Origin of the sequence: Bacillus sp. P14.5, from assembly GCF_003316765.1 — a bacterium.
Lineage (GTDB): Bacteria > Bacillota > Bacilli > Bacillales > Bacillaceae_B > Rossellomorea.
Window position 1 is genome coordinate 158,034 of record NZ_NIJF01000095.1, and the last position, 16,890, is coordinate 174,923.

Consider the following 16,890-nt stretch of genomic DNA (forward strand, 5'->3'; position numbering starts at 1 on the left):
TATGAGCAAAATACGTATATATGAATATGCAAAAAAACATAACGTTTCAAGCAAGGACGTAATTTCCAAACTGAAAGAAATGAATATCGAGGTATCAAATCATATGGCGACACTGGAGGACGACACCGTTAAGAAATTAGACAAGTCTTATGGAGGAAAAGCTGAAGGAACTGCTTCAGCTGCATCTCCAAACAAAGAAGCAGCAAAAAACAGCACACCGAGTAACCGTGATGGCAAAAAGCCTGAACAGCCTAGCCAGTCAAAAGATAAAAAAGGGTTTAACAACAATAAAAAAGGTAAAAACAACAATAAGCCTAACAGCAAGAATAACAACAGAAACAATAATAGAGGAAGCCAGACAAACAATCAGCCTCCTCAAAAGAAAAAGGAAAAAGAGCTTCCTGAAAAAATCACTTTTACTGAATCGCTTACGGTTGCAGAAATGGCGAAAAAATTACATCGTGAACCTTCTGAAATCATCAAGAAGCTGTTCATGCTAGGTGTAATGGCAACAATCAACCAAGAGCTTGAGAAGGAAGCGATTGAACTTGTCGCTGCTGAATATGGTGTTGAAGTAGAGGAAGAAATCCTTGTTGATACATCAGATCTGGAAGTGTACTTCACGGAAGATTCACAAGAAGATCAGGTGGAACGCCCATCTGTTGTAACGATCATGGGTCACGTTGACCATGGTAAAACGACGCTTCTTGATTCCATCAGGAACACAAAGGTAACTGAAGGGGAAGCAGGCGGGATCACCCAGCATATTGGTGCCTATCAAATAGTTGAGAATGACAAAAAAATCACTTTCCTTGACACACCGGGACATGCTGCTTTTACAACTATGCGTGCACGCGGTGCTCAGGTAACGGACATTGCGATCATCGTGGTCGCAGCGGATGACGGTGTTATGCCGCAGACTGTTGAAGCCATCAACCATGCTAAAGCGGCAGAAGTTCCAATTATTATTGCTGTAAACAAAATGGATAAAGAAGCAGCGAATCCTGACCGTGTCATGCAGGAACTTACCGAGTATCAGCTTGTTCCTGAAGCATGGGGCGGCGATACAATCTTCGTACCGCTTTCTGCCCTGAAAGGCGAGGGCATCGATGACCTTCTTGAAATGATCCTGCTTGTAACTGAAGTGGAAGAGTTAAAAGCTAATCCTAACCGCCTGGCTCAAGGTACTGTCATTGAAGCAGAACTTGATAAAGGCCGCGGCTCAGTGGCAACTCTTCTTGTACAGAACGGTACGTTGAGAGTCGGTGATCCGATTGTAGTCGGAACCACATATGGCCGTGTACGTGCAATGGTCAATGATATCGGCCGCCGAGTAAAAGAAGCTGGCCCTTCAACCCCTGTTGAAATCACTGGATTGAATGATGTGCCTCAAGCAGGCGATAGATTCGTCGTGTTCGAAGATGAAAAAACAGCACGTTCCGTAGGGGAAAACCGTGCACAGCAAGCCCTGCAAGCGCAGCGTGGTGAAAAATCACGTGTCAGCCTTGATAACCTGTTTGAACAGATGAAACAAGGAGAAATGAAAGACCTTAATATTGTTATGAAAGCGGATGTTCAAGGATCTGCAGAAGCTTTGGCTGCTTCACTTCAGAAAATAGAAGTTGAAGGAGTTAATGTTAAAATCATCCACACCGGTGTCGGTGCATTAAATGAATCAGACATCACTCTTGCCGCCGCATCGAATGCAATTGTCATTGGCTTTAATGTAAGGCCGGATGTCAATGCTAAGCGTGCGGCCGATGCAGAGGGTGTTGAAATCCGTCTTCACCGTATCATTTATAAGGTCATTGAAGAGATTGAATCTGCAATGAAAGGTATGCTTGATCCTGAATTTGAAGAGAAAATCATCGGCCAGGCAGAAGTGCGCCAAACATTTAAAGTGTCTAAAGTCGGAACAATTGCGGGAAGCTATGTAACAGACGGGAAAATTACCCGTGACAGCGGTGTCCGCGTAATCCGTGATGGAGTCGTCGTATATGAAGGCGAACTCGATGTCCTGAAACGCTTTAAAGACGACGTGAAAGAAGTTGCCACTAACTATGAGTGCGGTATCACAATCAAGAACTTCAACGATATCAAAGAAGGAGATATCATTGAAGCCTTCGTAATGCAGGAAATCAAAAGATAATGATCGCTTATGTGGAATGTGAGTTTATTATCCATGATTCTCATTCTCTTAAGGACAAAAGATCGGTGCTTCAGCGGGTGTTAACCCGCTTGAAGCAAAAATACAATGTAGCGGTGTCTGAAATTGACCACCAGGATGTTTGGCAGAGGACAAGAATAGCCATTGTCACTGTGGCGTCATCCAGTCAATCGGCCCGCGCAGTGATTGACAGTGCTCTGAAGCTGACTGATTCATTTCCTGAATGGGAAAGAGGGGAAACAGTACACGAACTTCTTTAATCTCAAAGAGCTTCAGATATAAACAAGGAAGTTAAGAGGTGATATTGATGAGCCATCGTTCTAACCGTGTTGGCGAGCAGATGAAAAAGGAGCTCAGCGATATTATCGGACGAAAAATCAAAGATCCAAGAGTCGGCTTTGTTACAGTCACTGATGTAGAAGTATCAGGTGATCTGCAGCAGGCCAAAGTGTTTATAACCTGCCTCGGAGATGAAGAGCAAAGGGAAAACACTTTAAAGGGATTGGCTAAAGCTAAAGGATTTATTCGTTCGGAAATCGGACAGCGAGTTCGTTTGCGCAAAACACCTGAACTCATTTTTGAATTTGATGAATCGATCGACTATGGTAACCGCATCGAATCATTGCTTAAAAAAATTCAAGATGATCCAGAAGAAAAGCAGGACTGATTTCCTTAAGGAAACAGCTGCTTGCTTCATTATTGAACAAGGGCTGACCAATTGATACTGGTCAGCCTTTTTATCTAAAAAATGGCGAGAAAACTCCCTCTTCAAGCGTGTGAAGGGCATAGCCCAATAGCCCAACGGTAAGGGGGAGATGAATCGCCTGCCTTTTGGTCTCTACTAAAAAAACTTCGAAAGAAACATATGTTCCCGAAATACAATCTTTCTTGGTATAATTACTACCAGGAGGTGAAACCATTTGAATGTTAAAAAATCCTTTAAATTCAGGATCTATCCAAATCACCAACAAATTGAATTAATCAATAAAACGTTCGGTTGTTCCCGGTTCATCTACAACTATTTTGTTGGGAAACAAAAGAACAAAGACGCTTATTGGTCTATCGTAAATGAAATGGTACAAAATGGGCAGCTTTCACAGAACAATTGGAAAGGTGAATTTTTCAACAAGAACCAATCCATTAAAGCTGTTCGAGAGCTCAAGAAGACCTATTCATTCTTGAAAGAAGTCGATAGTATTGCCCTTCAGTAATCAGTTGAAATCGTTCATGATTCCTACACACGGTATTACAAGAAACAAAATCGTTTACCTCGCTTCAAATCGAAGAAGAACCCTGTTCAATCCTATACCACAAAGTTTGTGAACGGGAATATACAAGTGAAAGATAAACACATCAAATTGCCAAAACTCGGCCTGGTTCGCTTTGCCAAGAGTCGAGAGGTGGAAGGCCGAATAATGAACGCCACCATTAGACGAAACCCTTCAGGTAAGTTCTTCGTTTCGATTACGGCTGAATCAGAAGTTCTACACTATAAGAAAACCGGCACCTCTGTCGGAATCGACGTAGGTTTGAAGGATTTCGCAACTCTTTCAGATGGCACAACTTATAAAAACCCCCGCTTTTTCCGTACACTAGAAAAGAAAATAATTAATGCCCAACGCATTCTTTCAAGGAGGCAATTGAGTTCTTCGAATTGGAATAAACAAAAAAAGAAAGTTGCCCGGCTGCCCGAAAAAATCGCTAATGCAAGAAAAGATATGTTGGACAAAATCTCTACCGAAATAGTCAAAAACCACGACATTATCGGCATTGAAGATTTGTCCGTCGATAAAATGTTAAAAAACAAAGATCTTTCAAAAGGAATCAGCGAAGTAAGCTGGGCCCAATTCAGGTCTATGTTGGAATACAAATCATTATGGTACGGCAAACAGGTGATAGCCGCAGCGAAAAATTTCCCTTCCAGCCAGCTATGTTCTGTATGTAATCATAAGTATAAAGCCGTTAAAGATCTTGCGTTGCGTGAATGGACCTGTCCAAACTGTAAAAGCAGCCATCAAAGGGATCTTAACGCAAGTATAAATCTTCGCAATGAAGCATTGCGATTAACCGCAGGGACTGCGGAGATAGCCTAATTAAAAACGAATCGATGGGTTTGTGTTCTTAGGAATCCCCCACTTCAAGCGACCTGTAAGGGCGGTAAGTGGTGGGTAGTCCAATTGGTACATAATACTAACATGACCATAAGCGGGCTGTATGGGCACAAGAAAGTGGTGTCCACGCTGAGAAGATGTCCCCAAGAGAGCAGCATGGGTACATGAAAGTGGTGCTCAGCTTAAGAAGATGTTCCCAAGAGAGCAGCATGGGTACATGAAAGTGGTGTCCACCCTGAAAAGATGTCCCCAAAAGAGCAGCATGGGTACATGAAAGTGGTGCTCAGCTTAAGAAGATGTCCCCAAGAGAGCAGCATAGGTACATGAAGATGGTGTCCAGCCTGAGAAGATGTCTTCAAAATGCAGCATGGAACATGCAATTATAGAAAGCCAGCCTAGAAGAGAGTTGGACGGAATGAAGAGCAAACTATAAAAGAAAGGCAGGGAAAAACATGAATGGAATTTTACCGTTATGGAAGCCGAGAGGGATGACCTCTCACGACTGTGTTTTTAAAGTCAGAAAGATATTAAGGACAAAGAAGGTCGGCCATACAGGAACACTGGACCCTGAAGTGACTGGTGTCCTGCCGCTCTGCATCGGCAGGGGAACAAAGATTGCCGAATACATAATGAACGGCGGAAAAGCATATGAAGGTGAAGTCACTCTTGGCAGGTCCACAACAACTGAGGATGCCTGGGGCGAAACTGTCTCTGAAAAAAAGGTGAGTGAACCATTTAGCAGAGAACAGATCCTGCGCACTCTTCATTCGTTTGAGGGAGAAATCACCCAGACACCTCCCATGTTTTCTGCAGTGAAAGTGAACGGCAGAAGGCTGTATGAATATGCGCGGGAAGGGAAAACCATCGACCGTCCAAGCAGAAAGGTATCCATCCATGCTATTGAACTGCTGGATGAACGGCCTGTCTTCGAAGGAGAGACGATCAGCTTCAGATTCCGTGTTTCGTGCAGCAAAGGAACCTATATCAGGACACTCGCGGTTGAAATCGGCGAAAAACTCGGCTATCCGGCTCACATGTCTGAATTGTGCAGGATACGGTCGGCAGCCTTTGAAGAAAAAGACTGCGTCACGTTTAAAGAACTTGAAGAACTGGCAGGTGCAGGAGATGTTGATGAAGCTTTATTTCCGATAGAAGCTGGAATCTCTCATTTGCCGAAATGGGATTTAAGTGATACATTAGCTATGAAAGTAAAGAACGGTGCAGTGCTCGATATGCCGAATGAGTGGCCGGATAATCAAGTTGCTATGAACCATAATGGAAGGACTTTAGCGATCTATCAGGCACATCCTGAGAAAAAGGGCATTATTAAGCCTGTTAAAGTATTATTTAATGATTAGCGAAAATAGGTGAAGTCACATGAAGGTTATTACGGTCCATCATCCCCATTCTTACACTCCAGAGGATTTTCCTCCGTTGTCGATGGCGTTAGGGTATTTTGACGGAGTCCATAAAGGACATCAAAAGGTTATCAAAACGGCAGTCAAGGAAGCGGAGAAAAACGGCTGGAATACAGCTGTCATGACATTCGATCCACATCCTTCAGTAGTTTTGGGGCGCAAGCATAAGCATGTACACTATATTACACCGCTTGATGATAAGATTAAGCAGATGGAAGAACTGGGTGTCGATTTTCTATTCATAGTCAGGTTTACATCTGATTTTGCCAATCTCCACCCACAAGAATACGTTGATCAATATATTATTAATTTGAATGTCCGCCATGTTTCAGCAGGATTCGACTTTTCCTATGGAAAGCTTGGGAAAGGGAATATGGAGACCTTGCAATTTCATTCAAGGGACAAGTTCACCTATACCACGGTGCACAAACAGACTGAACATGAAGAGAAAATCAGTTCGACCTTGATCAGGAAATACTTGAGTGAAGGTGAAACTGAAAAGGCGGCAGATCTTCTGGGGCGCTATTATGCTGCATACGGAACAGTCATTCATGGTGATAAGCGGGGAAGGAAAATAGGATTCCCTACTGCCAATATAGAGTTGGCCGATGATTACATCATACCGAGGATCGGCGTGTATGCCGTCCGGATATTTGTACAAAACCATTGGCATAATGGAGTTGCGAACCTTGGATACAAGCCCACTTTCAACAATCCTGACGATAAGGTTCTGTCTATAGAAGTCCACATCTTTGATTATGACTCTTCTATCTATGGTGAGGAAGTACAGGTTAAATGGTATAAATATATTCGATCAGAGAAAAAGTTCGATGGGATTGACCAATTGATTTCACAAATCGAGAAGGATAAACAGGAAGCGGTCTCGTACTTTGAAAAATTATAGTATTAGACTTGATTTATTTTAGAAATAGTAGTATTCTATTTAACGTATGACAATGAACCTTTACTTGGCAGCGCGATTCACCAACGGCTGCTGGGTCACAGGGGATTTTGAAAAAATATTTGGAGGTGAAACGGATGGCTATCACACAAACACGTAAAAACGAACTAATCAATGAGTACAAAACTCATGAGAACGATACTGGATCTGCAGAAGTTCAAATTGCTATCCTTACAGAAGAAATTAACACTCTGAACGACCATTTGCGTACGCATAAGAAAGACCACCACTCTCGTCGCGGTCTTTTGAAAATGGTAGGACGTCGTCGTAATCTTTTAACGTACCTGCGTAATAAAGATGTTGCGCGCTACCGTGATTTGATCAACAAATTAGGTTTACGCCGATAAGTGACTCAGGAAGCGGGATTTTTTCCCGCTTTTTATTTAGGTTTTAGGCAATCGCTATGATGGGAATACTGCTAACCAAACAATCAAGAATGAAGCAGCAAAAAGCTTTTGCTTTTTCATTTTTGATTGTTTACTTTCATACTTGGAAGTTTGCGGATTTATTCGCTGGACAGTATTTTCAATGGTGCTGCTGGAAACTTTATAATTCTAAAAGTGGCGGTATGTGAGAATATTCCCTTTTAGGATAAGTCACAATACATATAAAAGTCGTTAATTCAATTAAAAATGGTGTATATCAGCTTCAAGGGTATGAGAGAAACCGAATACTCTTAATTGAGAAGTAAAGAGAGGGGTTCATTATGGGACAAGAAACAAAAGAATTTTCCATAGATTGGGCAGGCAGGAATTTAACAGTAGAATATGGCCAACTGGCTAAGCAGGCAAACGGAGCGGTAATGATCCGTTATGGTGATACAGCTGTACTAAGCTCGGCAACAGCATCGAAACAGCCAAAGCCGCTTGATTTCTTCCCGTTGACGGTCAACTATGAAGAGCGATTATACGCAGTAGGTAAAATCCCAGGAGGGTTCATCAAGCGTGAAGGGCGTCCAAGTGAAAGGGCGATCCTGGCAAGCCGCTTGATTGACAGACCTATCCGTCCATTATTCGCTGACGGGTTTAGAAATGAAGTGCAGGTCATCAGCATGGTCATGAGTGTGGATCAGGATTGTTCTTCTGAAATGGCTGCAATGTTTGGTTCTTCCCTTGCATTGACTGTATCTGATATTCCCTTCCAAGGACCGATTGCCGGTGTGCAGGTTGGATTGATTCAAGGCGACTTTATTATCAACCCGAATGTTGAACAGCTTGAAAAGAGTGAAATCAACCTGATTGTTGCCGGAACTAAAGACGCTATCAACATGGTTGAAGCAGGTGCTGACGAAGTTCCTGAAGAAACGATGCTTGAAGCGATCATGTTCGGTCATGAAGAAATCAAAAAATTGATTTCCTTCCAGGAAGAAATTGCAGCACAAGTCGGCAAAGAGAAGATGGAAGTTGAGCTTTATCAAATCGACCAGGAACTTGAAGCGGAAGTCCGCGGCATTTGTGAGGAAGATATGATCAAAGCGATTCAAGTACAGGAGAAACATGCACGCGAATCAGCGATCAAAGAAGTTAAAGATGAAGTCATTGCTAAATTCGAAGAGAAAGAAGCGGATGATGTTCAGCTTAAACAAGTCAAGCAGGTACTGGACAAGCTGGTCAAAGGTGAAGTGCGCCGCTTGATCACAGAAGAAAAGTTACGTCCTGATGGGCGCGGCCTGGATGAAATCCGCCCGCTTGCTTCACAAGTCGGCCTGCTTCCAAGAACGCACGGTTCAGGCTTGTTCACAAGAGGCCAGACTCAGGCGTTAAGCATTTGTACGCTTGGAGCGCTTGGAGATGTACAGATCCTTGATGGGCTGGGCCTTGAAGAAACCAAACGTTTCATGCATCATTATAATTTCCCATTATTCAGTGTCGGAGAAACAGGACCGATACGTGGACCGGGCCGCCGCGAAATCGGTCATGGAGCTTTGGGAGAAAGAGCGCTGGAACCAATCATTCCTAATGAGAAGGATTTCCCTTATACAATCCGTCTTGTTTCTGAAGTGTTGGAATCCAATGGTTCTACTTCACAAGCGAGTATTTGCGCCAGTACTCTTGCCATGATGGATGCCGGGGTGCCAATCAAAGCACCTGTAGCCGGTATTGCCATGGGTCTGATTCAATCTGGAGAGCACTACTCAATCCTGACTGATATTCAAGGTATGGAAGACCATTTAGGAGACATGGACTTTAAAGTGGCAGGTACTTCTAAAGGTGTAACAGCACTGCAAATGGATATTAAAATCGAAGGCCTTTCAAGGGAAATCCTTGAAGAAGCGCTTCAGCAGGCTAAGAGCGGCCGCATGCATATCCTTGACAGCATGCTCTCAACAATTTCTGAATCCCGCGGAGAACTGTCACAATACGCGCCTAAGATCCTTATGATGGCTATCAATCCTGATAAAATCAGAGATGTTATCGGGCCAAGCGGAAAACAAATCAATAAAATCATTGAAGAAACCGGCGTGAAAATCGATATAGAACAAGATGGCACTGTATTCATCTCTTCCATCGATGAAGAAATGAACAAAAAGGCCAAAAAGATCATTGAGGACATTGTTCGTGAAGTCGAAGTCGGGCAGTTATATCTTGGTAAAGTGAAACGTATCGAGAAATTCGGAGCTTTTGTTGAAATCTTTAACGGAAAAGACGGATTGGTTCATATCTCCGAACTTGCGGAAGAACGAATCGGCAAAGTTGAAGATGTTGTCAGCATTGGTGACGAACTGTTAGTGAAAGTGACTGAAATCGATCGACAAGGCCGTGTAAACCTTTCCCGTAAAGCGGTAATCAAAGAGCAGCGCGAAAAGGCTGAGCAGGCAGAAAAATAAGAACTACAACAGATTAGAGCTGGCCGTTATGGTCAGCTCTTTTTTATTTTCTAAGACCTTGGCTGGTGACTAAAACGATGGGAAGCAGGTTCATCTTCAGCACACAAGGGACCGTATCCACTGAAACGGACTTAGCTCGTCGGGGTCAAATAATTTCTAACATATCAAATGGGAAGATCGGTTATTTCTCTTGTGTACGGTTGCCAGCCGGGGCTGAATCATGGCGCTTATTCTTTGTTCTTGTGGTTGTACATTTGGAGACACCGTATCCTTAACAGCCTGATTTGACGGGTTCTAGCCTGTCCCTGTTTATCATATGCTGTTAGGGATAAGAAAGGGTGATCGAAAGATGAATTATAAAATACTGACAGGCGCAGCGGTTTGTATTGCTCTGGCCGTATTATCTGTCAGCAATCCAATGACAGCCCAATATGTCAGCAGTTTAAAAGAGACGGCGGTTCCTGTAGATGGAAAGCCTGGAGAATTGCTTGGGAAAATTAAATCAGAAGCCGGTAAATATGAAGTTCCTCCCGTGAATGCCAAAAATGATCCTGTATGGAAAGCAACACCAGGATATAATGGCTTAAAGGTGAATATTAAGAGTTCTTATGAGAAAATGAAAGAAGACGGCAATTTTGACAGTGAGCGTTTAGTTTTCGAACAGGTCCCGCCAAAAGTGCATCTCTCTGCTCTGCCGCCGCTTCCTATATATAGAGGAAATCCGGAAAAACCTATGGCTTCGTTTATAATCAATGTAGCTTGGGGAAATGAATACATACCGGATATGCTGGCAACTTTGAAAAAGCACCAGGTGTATGCAACGTTTTTTTTGGAAGGAAGATGGGTGAAGGAGAATCCTGAACTGGCAAAGATGATTGCAGAGTCTGGACATGAAATTGGAAATCATTCTTATTCGCATCCTAAAATGGAAACATTGTCTCCTGAAAAAATCAGGGAAGAAATATCAAAGACAAATGAAATCATCGAAGCGACAACCGGCAGAAGAGTGAATCTATTCGGCCCTCCGAGCGGCGGGTTTAATGAGGAAGTTGTGAAAATTGCGGACGAGCACAAAATGAAAACGATTTTGTGGAGTGTTGATACAATAGACTGGCAAAAACCTTCACCAAGTGTCATAGTAGAAAGAGTAACTACAAAATTGCATAATGGTGCGCTCATTTTGATGCATCCCACATCGTCAACTTCATCAGCGCTGCCTGCTCTTATAACCGCAATTAAAAAAGAAGAATTAAGAATTGGAACAGTCTCTAGTTTACTGAAGGAAGAAAGAATTATAAAAACAGGAAATAATTCTCTCCTAAAAGGAAAAAGTAATCATAAGAACTAGAAGATGTTGACAACATGAACAGGAGGAATTTTTTTGATTAAAAAATATACATGCTCAAATGGTCTAAGAATCGTTCTGGAAGAGATTCCGACTGTCCGCTCCGTTGCGATCGGCATATGGATTGGTACTGGTTCTCGTCATGAGAATAAAGAAAACAACGGCATTTCCCATTTCCTCGAGCACATGTTTTTTAAAGGTACGGAAACCCGCAGTGCCCGGGAAATCGCTGAATCCTTCGATAGCATCGGAGGACAGGTCAATGCGTTTACGTCAAAAGAATATACGTGTTATTACGCTAAAGTACTTGATAATCATGCGAAGTATGCACTGGATACTCTTGCGGACATGTTCTTTAACTCTGCATTTGACGAAGAAGAATTAAAGAAGGAAAAGAACGTTGTGTATGAGGAAATTAAAATGTATGAAGATACTCCTGATGATATCGTCCATGACGTACTCAGCAAGGCAGTCTACGAGAGTCACCCTTTGGGATATCCAATCTTGGGCACAGAGGAGACTCTTGATAAATTCAATGGCCAGACACTAAGGGATTACATGCATAATATGTACACTCCTGATAATGTAGTCGTTTCAGTCGCTGGAAATGTAGATGCTTCGTTCATTAAAGAAGTTGAAAATCTTTTTGGGAACTATGAGGGCGGTAAAGGACACGAGAAAAACGAGGTTCCTTCATTCCATCAGAATAAAGTATCCAAGAAGAAAGAAACAGAACAGGCTCACTTATGCCTTGGATATCCAGGGCTGCAAATCGGCCATGATGATGTATACAGTTTGATTGTGCTGAACAATGTTCTGGGAGGCAGCATGTCTTCCCGCTTGTTCCAGGAAGTACGTGAACAGAGGGGACTTGCTTATTCTGTGTTTTCCTATCATTCTGCCTATGAAGACAGCGGAATGCTTACAATCTATGGAGGTACAGGAGCCAAGCAATTGAACCAATTGTTTGATACAATTCAATCCACACTGGATACCTTGACAGCAGAAGGAATCACTGCGAAAGAATTGACTAACAGCAAAGAGCAGCTCAAAGGGAATTTGATGCTCAGCCTTGAAAGCACAAACAGCAGAATGAGCAGAAATGGAAAGAATGAATTATTACTTAAAAAACACCGCTCACTTGATGAAATCGTTGAGGAAATAGATGGAGTATCAATTGACAGGGTTAACAACCTGGGCAAAGAAATTTTCAGCAATGACTTTTCTGTTGCACTTATCAGTCCCGATGGCCAAATGCCTTCCAATATAAAGCTAGCGTAATTTCCAGCTTCGCCCTTAAAGGGGACGGAGCTTTTTTTATCTCAGTCTTAAAATCACGGAAATTTCTATCTACACTTCTAAAATGGAAAAGCATTTTATACATTTAGTATAGGGATTAAAATATATAGAGCTGGATCTCGAAGGGTCTATAACTAAAAAGCGGGGGATTCATATGCGTCTTAGTGAGTTGAGCGGAAAGGAAATAGTGGATTACAAAAGAGCTGAGAGACTTGGGGTGCTCGGGCAGACCGACCTTGAATTCAATGAACGAACAGGTCAAATCAATGCACTTGTCATTCCTACTGGCAAGTGGATGAGAAAGCAGAGCGCTGAAATCAGGGTGCCCTGGCATCATATCAGAACAATTGGTTCAGACATGATTATATTGGAAGTTTCGGAAGATTAGCAGTAAAAAACCTCCTTGCCTAAGGAGGTTTTTTATGGATAGAAACTTTTGAAGATCAAGGGAAGATTTACGTTTATTTATAGGTAAGTTCATATGACTGCTAGTGCAGAGAAGTGAGGAAGGATTTCAGGCAGCTCATGACCTCAATAGAGAGAGGTGGATACACGAGTGAACGCTTTTCAGGCATCTCATGTCCTCAGAAGAGAGAGGTGGATACACGAGTGAACGCTTTTCAGGCATCTCATGTCCTCAGAAGAGAGCGGTGGATACACGAGTGGGCGGTTTATGGGCAACTCATGTCCTCAGAAGAGAGAGGTGGATACATGAGTGGGTGGTTTTCAGGCATCTCATGTCCTCAGAAGAGAGAGATGGATACACGAGTGGGCGGTTTATGGACAACTCATGTCCTCAGAAGAGAGCGGTGGATACATGAGTGGGCGGTTTTCAGGCATCTCATGTCCTCAGAAGAGAGCGGTGGATACACGAGTGAACGGTTTTCAGGCATCTCATGACCTCAGAAGAGAGCGGTGGATACACGAGTGAGCCGGTTTTCAGGCAGCTCATGTCCTCAGAAGAGAGCGGTGGATACACGAGTGAACGGTTTTCAGGCATCTCATGACCTCAGAAGAGAGCGGTGGATACATAAGTGGACGTTAATAAAGCAACTCGTGTCCTCAGAAGAGAGAGGTGGATACACGAGTGAGCGGTTTTCAGGCAGCTCATGTCCTCAGAAGAGAGCGGTGGATACACGAGTGGACGGTTTTCAGGCAACTCATGTCCTCAGAAGAGAGCAGTGGATACACGAGTGAACGGTTTTCAGGCAACTCATGTCCTCAGAAGAGAGCGGTGGATACACGAGTGAACGATTTTCAGGCAGCTCATGACCTCAGAAGAGAGCAGTGGATACACGAGTGGACGTTAATAAAGCAACTCGTGTACTCAAAATAATGGAGTGGATACACGAGTGGGCGGTTTTCAGGCAGCTCATGTCCTCAGAAGAGAGAGGCGGATACATGAGTGAGCGGTTTTTAGGCAACTCATGTCCTCAGAAGAGAGAGGTGGATACACGAGTGAGCAGTTTTTGAGCAACAATTATTGAAACTCAACAACCATAAATTTATTATCCGAACTAAGGTTCACTCTTTCAAAAGAGCCCTGATTACCCTAAGAATATGGTTTTTTTCATGCGCCACTCACCCATTCCCTTTCCCCTTCATACAATGTTGAAGTGATAAACCTTTGCAGGTGGCAACGCGATTACGTAAAAAGAAGGTGAAAGCATTGATGTTGACTGGAATGCAGATCGCAGTCTTAGGCGGAGATGCTCGTCAACTCGAGATTATTCGTAAGCTTACAGAGCTCGATGCGAAAATATCCTTGATAGGATTTGAGCAATTGGACCATGCTTTTACAGGTGCGGTTAAAGAAAAGATAGATGAAGTCGAATTCAATACGGTCGACGCGATCATCCTCCCGGTACCCGGAACGAATCTGGAGGGAGAAATCGAAACGATTTTTTCTAATGAAAAGATAAAACTTACGGAAGAAGTTTTGAAAGAGACCCCTTCCCACTGCAAAATCTATTCAGGAATTTCGAATAAGTACCTAAGCGATATTACTTCTTCTTCCGGGAGAGAGCTGATACAGCTGTTTGAGAGGGATGATGTGGCCATCTATAATTCTATCCCAACTGTGGAAGGAACGATCATGATGGCTATCCAGCATACGGACTTTACCATTCACGGCTCCAATTTAATTGTTCTCGGTCTTGGACGTGTGGGAATGAGTGTTGCCCGGACATTCCACCATTTAGGAGCCAGGGTGAAGGTAGGGGCCAGGAAGAGCGAACATTTAGCACGTATCTCTGAAATGGGGCTGTCTCCGTTTCATATGGATGACCTGGAAAAGGAAGTCAGGGATTGTGACATGCTTATTAATACCATTCCCGCACAAGTGGTGACGGCTGGAGTCATTGCAAAGATGCCGGCTCACACCTTGATTATCGATCTTGCATCGAAACCAGGAGGAACCGACTTTCGTTATGCAGAAAAACGTGGAGTGAAAGCCCTGCTTGCTCCGGGCCTGCCGGGCATTGTGGCTCCTAAGTCAGCCGGACAGATTCTGGCCAACGTTTTATCACAGCTCTTGCTTCAAGACTCAACATCAAGAAAGGAGTAGTTGAAATGAGTGTAAAAGGAAAACGTATCGGCTTTGGCTTGACTGGCTCACATTGTACCTATGACGCTGTATTCCCAGAGATTGAAAGATTGGTGAACGAAGGAGCCGATGTCATCCCGGTCGTTACTTCTACAGTTAAAAACACGGTTACAAGATTTGGAGATGGCGAAGACTGGATCCAGAGAATTGAAGAGGTGACAGGAAATAAGGTAGTCGATACCATCGTGAAAGCTGAGCCTCTTGGTCCTAAGCTGCCGCTTGACTGCATGGTCATTGCTCCATTAACCGGAAATTCAATGAGCAAGTTTGCTAATGCCATGACCGACTCCCCGGTTCTCATGGCTGCGAAAGCAACATTAAGGAATCACCGTCCGGTTGTTGTCGGTATATCCACTAATGATGCGCTGGGGCTGAATGGTGTCAACTTGATGAGACTGATTTCAGCCAAGGATATTTACTTTATTCCATTCGGCCAGGATGACCCGGAAAAGAAGCCTAAATCAATGGTGGCCAGGATGAGCCATTTAGTGGAAACGGTGGAAGCTGCTCTTGAAGGAAAACAGCTTCAGCCGGTTGTGGTAGAAAAATACCAGGATAACTAATCATTGTTCTCAGATAACAGAAAGTTCTGTTGAAACGTGAGTTGATGCCGCTCCAATCAGGGGGCGGTTTTGGCTTGTCAAGAAATAGGTGAATAGAGATAGGGTGAGCCCAGAAAACATAAGCAGGCATAATCTCAAAAATAAAGCTTAACCGATATATTTCCAGCTCCATTCAATAAAAAATAATATTGTCCGATTATTGTTTATGTTAAAATATTCTTTATCACGGTAAACGATTAAAATGTTAATTTTACCGAATATAAAATAAACATAGCTTTCTAAAGTTTTTTTCATAAATATCGTTCAGTTATTTGGCAATGGGCTGCCTTATAGAAGTGCAAGTCGGGCAGAGGGAATATCTCACTGGGAGGATTGACTTCCTTATTTCAGAACCCTGGCCATTATGTTTTCGACGATGCACATTCATGTACACAGAATGTGTATGAAAAAAGTGAAAGTTTAGGATGTTATCGCCTGAGAGGAGTATAAGGAATGAATTCAAATGGATTTCATGTAGCGGTTGTCGGTGCGACAGGTGCAGTCGGACAGCAAATGATTAAAACACTCGAGAGCAGGAATTTCCCAATTGAAAAGCTGACTCTGCTATCTTCTGCTCGTTCTGCGGGCAAGAAAGTTACTTATAAAGGAACTGAACTTATCGTACAAGAAGCAAGGCCGGAAATATTTGATGATGTGGATATCGCTTTGTTCAGCGCAGGAGGAAGCGTTTCAAAGGAATTAGCTCCTGAAGCGGCAAAACGAGGCGCTGTTTGTATCGATAATACAAGTGCGTTCAGAATGGACCCTGATGTCCCACTGGTAGTACCTGAGGTAAATGAAGAAGAAATCAGGAATCATAATGGAATTATAGCTAATCCCAACTGTTCTACAATTCAAATGGTTGCGGCGTTAGAACCTGTAAGAAAAAAATTCGGCTTGGAAAAAGTGATTGTATCTACTTATCAAGCTGTTTCGGGAGCAGGAGCAGCTGCAATAGATGAACTGCATGAGCAGTCTCAAGCGATTTTAAATCAAGAAGAGCCTAAAGCGGAAGTCCTTCCGGTTAAAAGCGGTAAGAAACATCACCAGATTGCTTTTAATGCCATTCCGCAGATTGATAATTTTGAAGAGAATGGCTATACATTTGAAGAAATGAAAATGATTAATGAGACTAAGAAAATCATGTCAATGCCTGAGTTGAAGGTGGCAGCGACATGTGTGAGACTACCGATAGTCACAGGACATTCTGAAAGTGTATACTTTGAAATCAAAGATGAAAATGTCACTGTTCAAGATATTCAGTCACTTATGGAGAACGCCCCCGGTCTCGTTCTGCAGGATTCACCTGAAGAGCAGCTTTATCCAATGCCGGCAAACGCGGTCGGCAGCAATGATATTTTTGTAGGAAGAATCAGGAGAGATCTGGATGACAGCCGAGGCTTCCATATGTGGGTAGTATCAGATAACCTGCTGAAGGGTGCAGCCTGGAACTCAGTTCAGATAGCCGAGAGCCTGATCAAACTGGATTTAATTAAAAAGAAATAACAAAATCTTATGAGGTTCATCCATTATTGAATACAGTATTCTACCATGA

The 16,890-nt window shown here is 43.0% G+C and carries 15 protein-coding genes and 1 pseudogene; all 16 read left to right on the top strand.

Going from position 1 to position 16,890, the window contains the following annotated elements; translation table 11 throughout:
* Position 1: 1 nt before the first annotated feature.
* The gene (infB, locus tag B9Z54_RS18840) at positions 2-2,149 is read left to right on the top strand and encodes a translation initiation factor IF-2 (protein ID WP_113929930.1); all 2,148 of its coding nucleotides are present in this window, start codon (positions 2-4) and stop codon (positions 2,147-2,149) included.
* Positions 2,149-2,427, top strand: a complete 279-nt coding sequence (locus tag B9Z54_RS18845; RefSeq protein WP_113929931.1) for a DUF503 domain-containing protein — start codon at positions 2,149-2,151, stop codon at positions 2,425-2,427. The genes infB and B9Z54_RS18845 overlap by 1 nt, the downstream gene beginning before the upstream one ends.
* Before the next feature lie 47 nt (positions 2,428-2,474).
* The gene (rbfA, locus tag B9Z54_RS18850; protein WP_113929932.1) at positions 2,475-2,834 is read left to right on the top strand and encodes a 30S ribosome-binding factor RbfA; all 360 of its coding nucleotides are present in this window, start codon (positions 2,475-2,477) and stop codon (positions 2,832-2,834) included.
* Positions 2,835-3,087: 253 nt separating this feature from the next.
* A pseudogene (gene tnpB / locus B9Z54_RS18855) lies at positions 3,088-4,260 on the top strand (IS200/IS605 family element RNA-guided endonuclease TnpB).
* Positions 4,261-4,730: 470 nt separating this feature from the next.
* Positions 4,731-5,636, top strand: a complete 906-nt coding sequence (gene truB / locus B9Z54_RS18860) for a tRNA pseudouridine(55) synthase TruB (RefSeq protein WP_113929933.1) — start codon at positions 4,731-4,733, stop codon at positions 5,634-5,636.
* Positions 5,637-5,655: 19 nt separating this feature from the next.
* Positions 5,656-6,600: a bifunctional riboflavin kinase/FAD synthetase gene (gene ribF, locus B9Z54_RS18865; RefSeq protein WP_113929934.1), complete on the top strand. Its 945-nt coding sequence runs from the start codon at positions 5,656-5,658 to the stop codon at positions 6,598-6,600.
* 134 nt (positions 6,601-6,734) lie between these two features.
* Entirely contained in the window at positions 6,735-7,004 is a 270-nt protein-coding gene (gene rpsO, locus B9Z54_RS18870; RefSeq protein WP_113929935.1) for a 30S ribosomal protein S15, read from the top strand.
* Positions 7,005-7,363: 359 nt separating this feature from the next.
* Positions 7,364-9,484 carry a polyribonucleotide nucleotidyltransferase gene (gene pnp, locus B9Z54_RS18875; RefSeq protein ID WP_113929936.1) on the top strand — a complete coding sequence of 707 codons (2,121 nt, stop codon included), beginning with the start codon at positions 7,364-7,366 and terminating at the stop codon, positions 9,482-9,484.
* Between the two features lie 349 nt (positions 9,485-9,833).
* Positions 9,834-10,832 carry a polysaccharide deacetylase family protein gene (locus tag B9Z54_RS18880; RefSeq protein WP_113929937.1) on the top strand — a complete coding sequence of 333 codons (999 nt, stop codon included), beginning with the start codon at positions 9,834-9,836 and terminating at the stop codon, positions 10,830-10,832.
* 33 nt (positions 10,833-10,865) lie between these two features.
* Complete coding sequence (locus tag B9Z54_RS18885; RefSeq protein ID WP_113929938.1) at positions 10,866-12,110, top strand: M16 family metallopeptidase; 1,245 nt, start codon at positions 10,866-10,868, stop codon at positions 12,108-12,110.
* A 172-nt stretch (positions 12,111-12,282) separates the two neighbouring features.
* Positions 12,283-12,516: a YlmC/YmxH family sporulation protein gene (locus B9Z54_RS18890; RefSeq protein WP_113929939.1), complete on the top strand. Its 234-nt coding sequence runs from the start codon at positions 12,283-12,285 to the stop codon at positions 12,514-12,516.
* Between the two features lie 137 nt (positions 12,517-12,653).
* Positions 12,654-13,028 (top strand): hypothetical protein, encoded by a 375-nt coding sequence (locus B9Z54_RS18895; RefSeq protein WP_162785290.1) that lies wholly within the window; start codon positions 12,654-12,656, stop codon positions 13,026-13,028.
* 187 nt (positions 13,029-13,215) lie between these two features.
* Positions 13,216-13,464 (top strand): hypothetical protein, encoded by a 249-nt coding sequence (locus B9Z54_RS18900; protein ID WP_113929941.1) that lies wholly within the window; start codon positions 13,216-13,218, stop codon positions 13,462-13,464.
* Positions 13,465-13,800: 336 nt separating this feature from the next.
* Positions 13,801-14,694: a dipicolinic acid synthetase subunit A gene (dpaA, locus tag B9Z54_RS18905; RefSeq protein WP_113929942.1), complete on the top strand. Its 894-nt coding sequence runs from the start codon at positions 13,801-13,803 to the stop codon at positions 14,692-14,694.
* A gap of 5 nt (positions 14,695-14,699) precedes the next feature.
* The gene (gene dpaB, locus B9Z54_RS18910; protein ID WP_113929943.1) at positions 14,700-15,296 is read left to right on the top strand and encodes a dipicolinate synthase subunit B; all 597 of its coding nucleotides are present in this window, start codon (positions 14,700-14,702) and stop codon (positions 15,294-15,296) included.
* Between the two features lie 492 nt (positions 15,297-15,788).
* Positions 15,789-16,841, top strand: a complete 1,053-nt coding sequence (gene asd / locus B9Z54_RS18915; protein ID WP_113929944.1) for an aspartate-semialdehyde dehydrogenase — start codon at positions 15,789-15,791, stop codon at positions 16,839-16,841.
* The last annotated feature ends 49 nt before the right edge of the window (positions 16,842-16,890 follow it).

Excerpts from the sequence above, each read along its gene's own strand:
- infB (WP_113929930.1), top strand. The coding sequence starts at position 2 with ATGAGCAAAATACGTATATATGAATATGCAAAAAAACATAACGTTTCA.
- B9Z54_RS18845 (WP_113929931.1), top strand. The coding sequence starts at position 2,149 with ATGATCGCTTATGTGGAATGTGAGTTTATTATCCATGATTCTCATTCT.
- rbfA (WP_113929932.1), top strand. The coding sequence starts at position 2,475 with ATGAGCCATCGTTCTAACCGTGTTGGCGAGCAGATGAAAAAGGAGCTC.
- truB (WP_113929933.1), top strand. The coding sequence starts at position 4,731 with ATGAATGGAATTTTACCGTTATGGAAGCCGAGAGGGATGACCTCTCAC.
- ribF (WP_113929934.1), top strand. The coding sequence starts at position 5,656 with ATGAAGGTTATTACGGTCCATCATCCCCATTCTTACACTCCAGAGGAT.
- rpsO (WP_113929935.1), top strand. The coding sequence starts at position 6,735 with ATGGCTATCACACAAACACGTAAAAACGAACTAATCAATGAGTACAAA.
- pnp (WP_113929936.1), top strand. The coding sequence starts at position 7,364 with ATGGGACAAGAAACAAAAGAATTTTCCATAGATTGGGCAGGCAGGAAT.
- B9Z54_RS18880 (WP_113929937.1), top strand. The coding sequence starts at position 9,834 with ATGAATTATAAAATACTGACAGGCGCAGCGGTTTGTATTGCTCTGGCC.
- B9Z54_RS18890 (WP_113929939.1), top strand. The coding sequence starts at position 12,283 with ATGCGTCTTAGTGAGTTGAGCGGAAAGGAAATAGTGGATTACAAAAGA.
- B9Z54_RS18895 (WP_162785290.1), top strand. The coding sequence starts at position 12,654 with ATGACCTCAATAGAGAGAGGTGGATACACGAGTGAACGCTTTTCAGGC.
- dpaA (WP_113929942.1), top strand. The coding sequence starts at position 13,801 with ATGTTGACTGGAATGCAGATCGCAGTCTTAGGCGGAGATGCTCGTCAA.
- dpaB (WP_113929943.1), top strand. The coding sequence starts at position 14,700 with ATGAGTGTAAAAGGAAAACGTATCGGCTTTGGCTTGACTGGCTCACAT.
- asd (WP_113929944.1), top strand. The coding sequence starts at position 15,789 with ATGAATTCAAATGGATTTCATGTAGCGGTTGTCGGTGCGACAGGTGCA.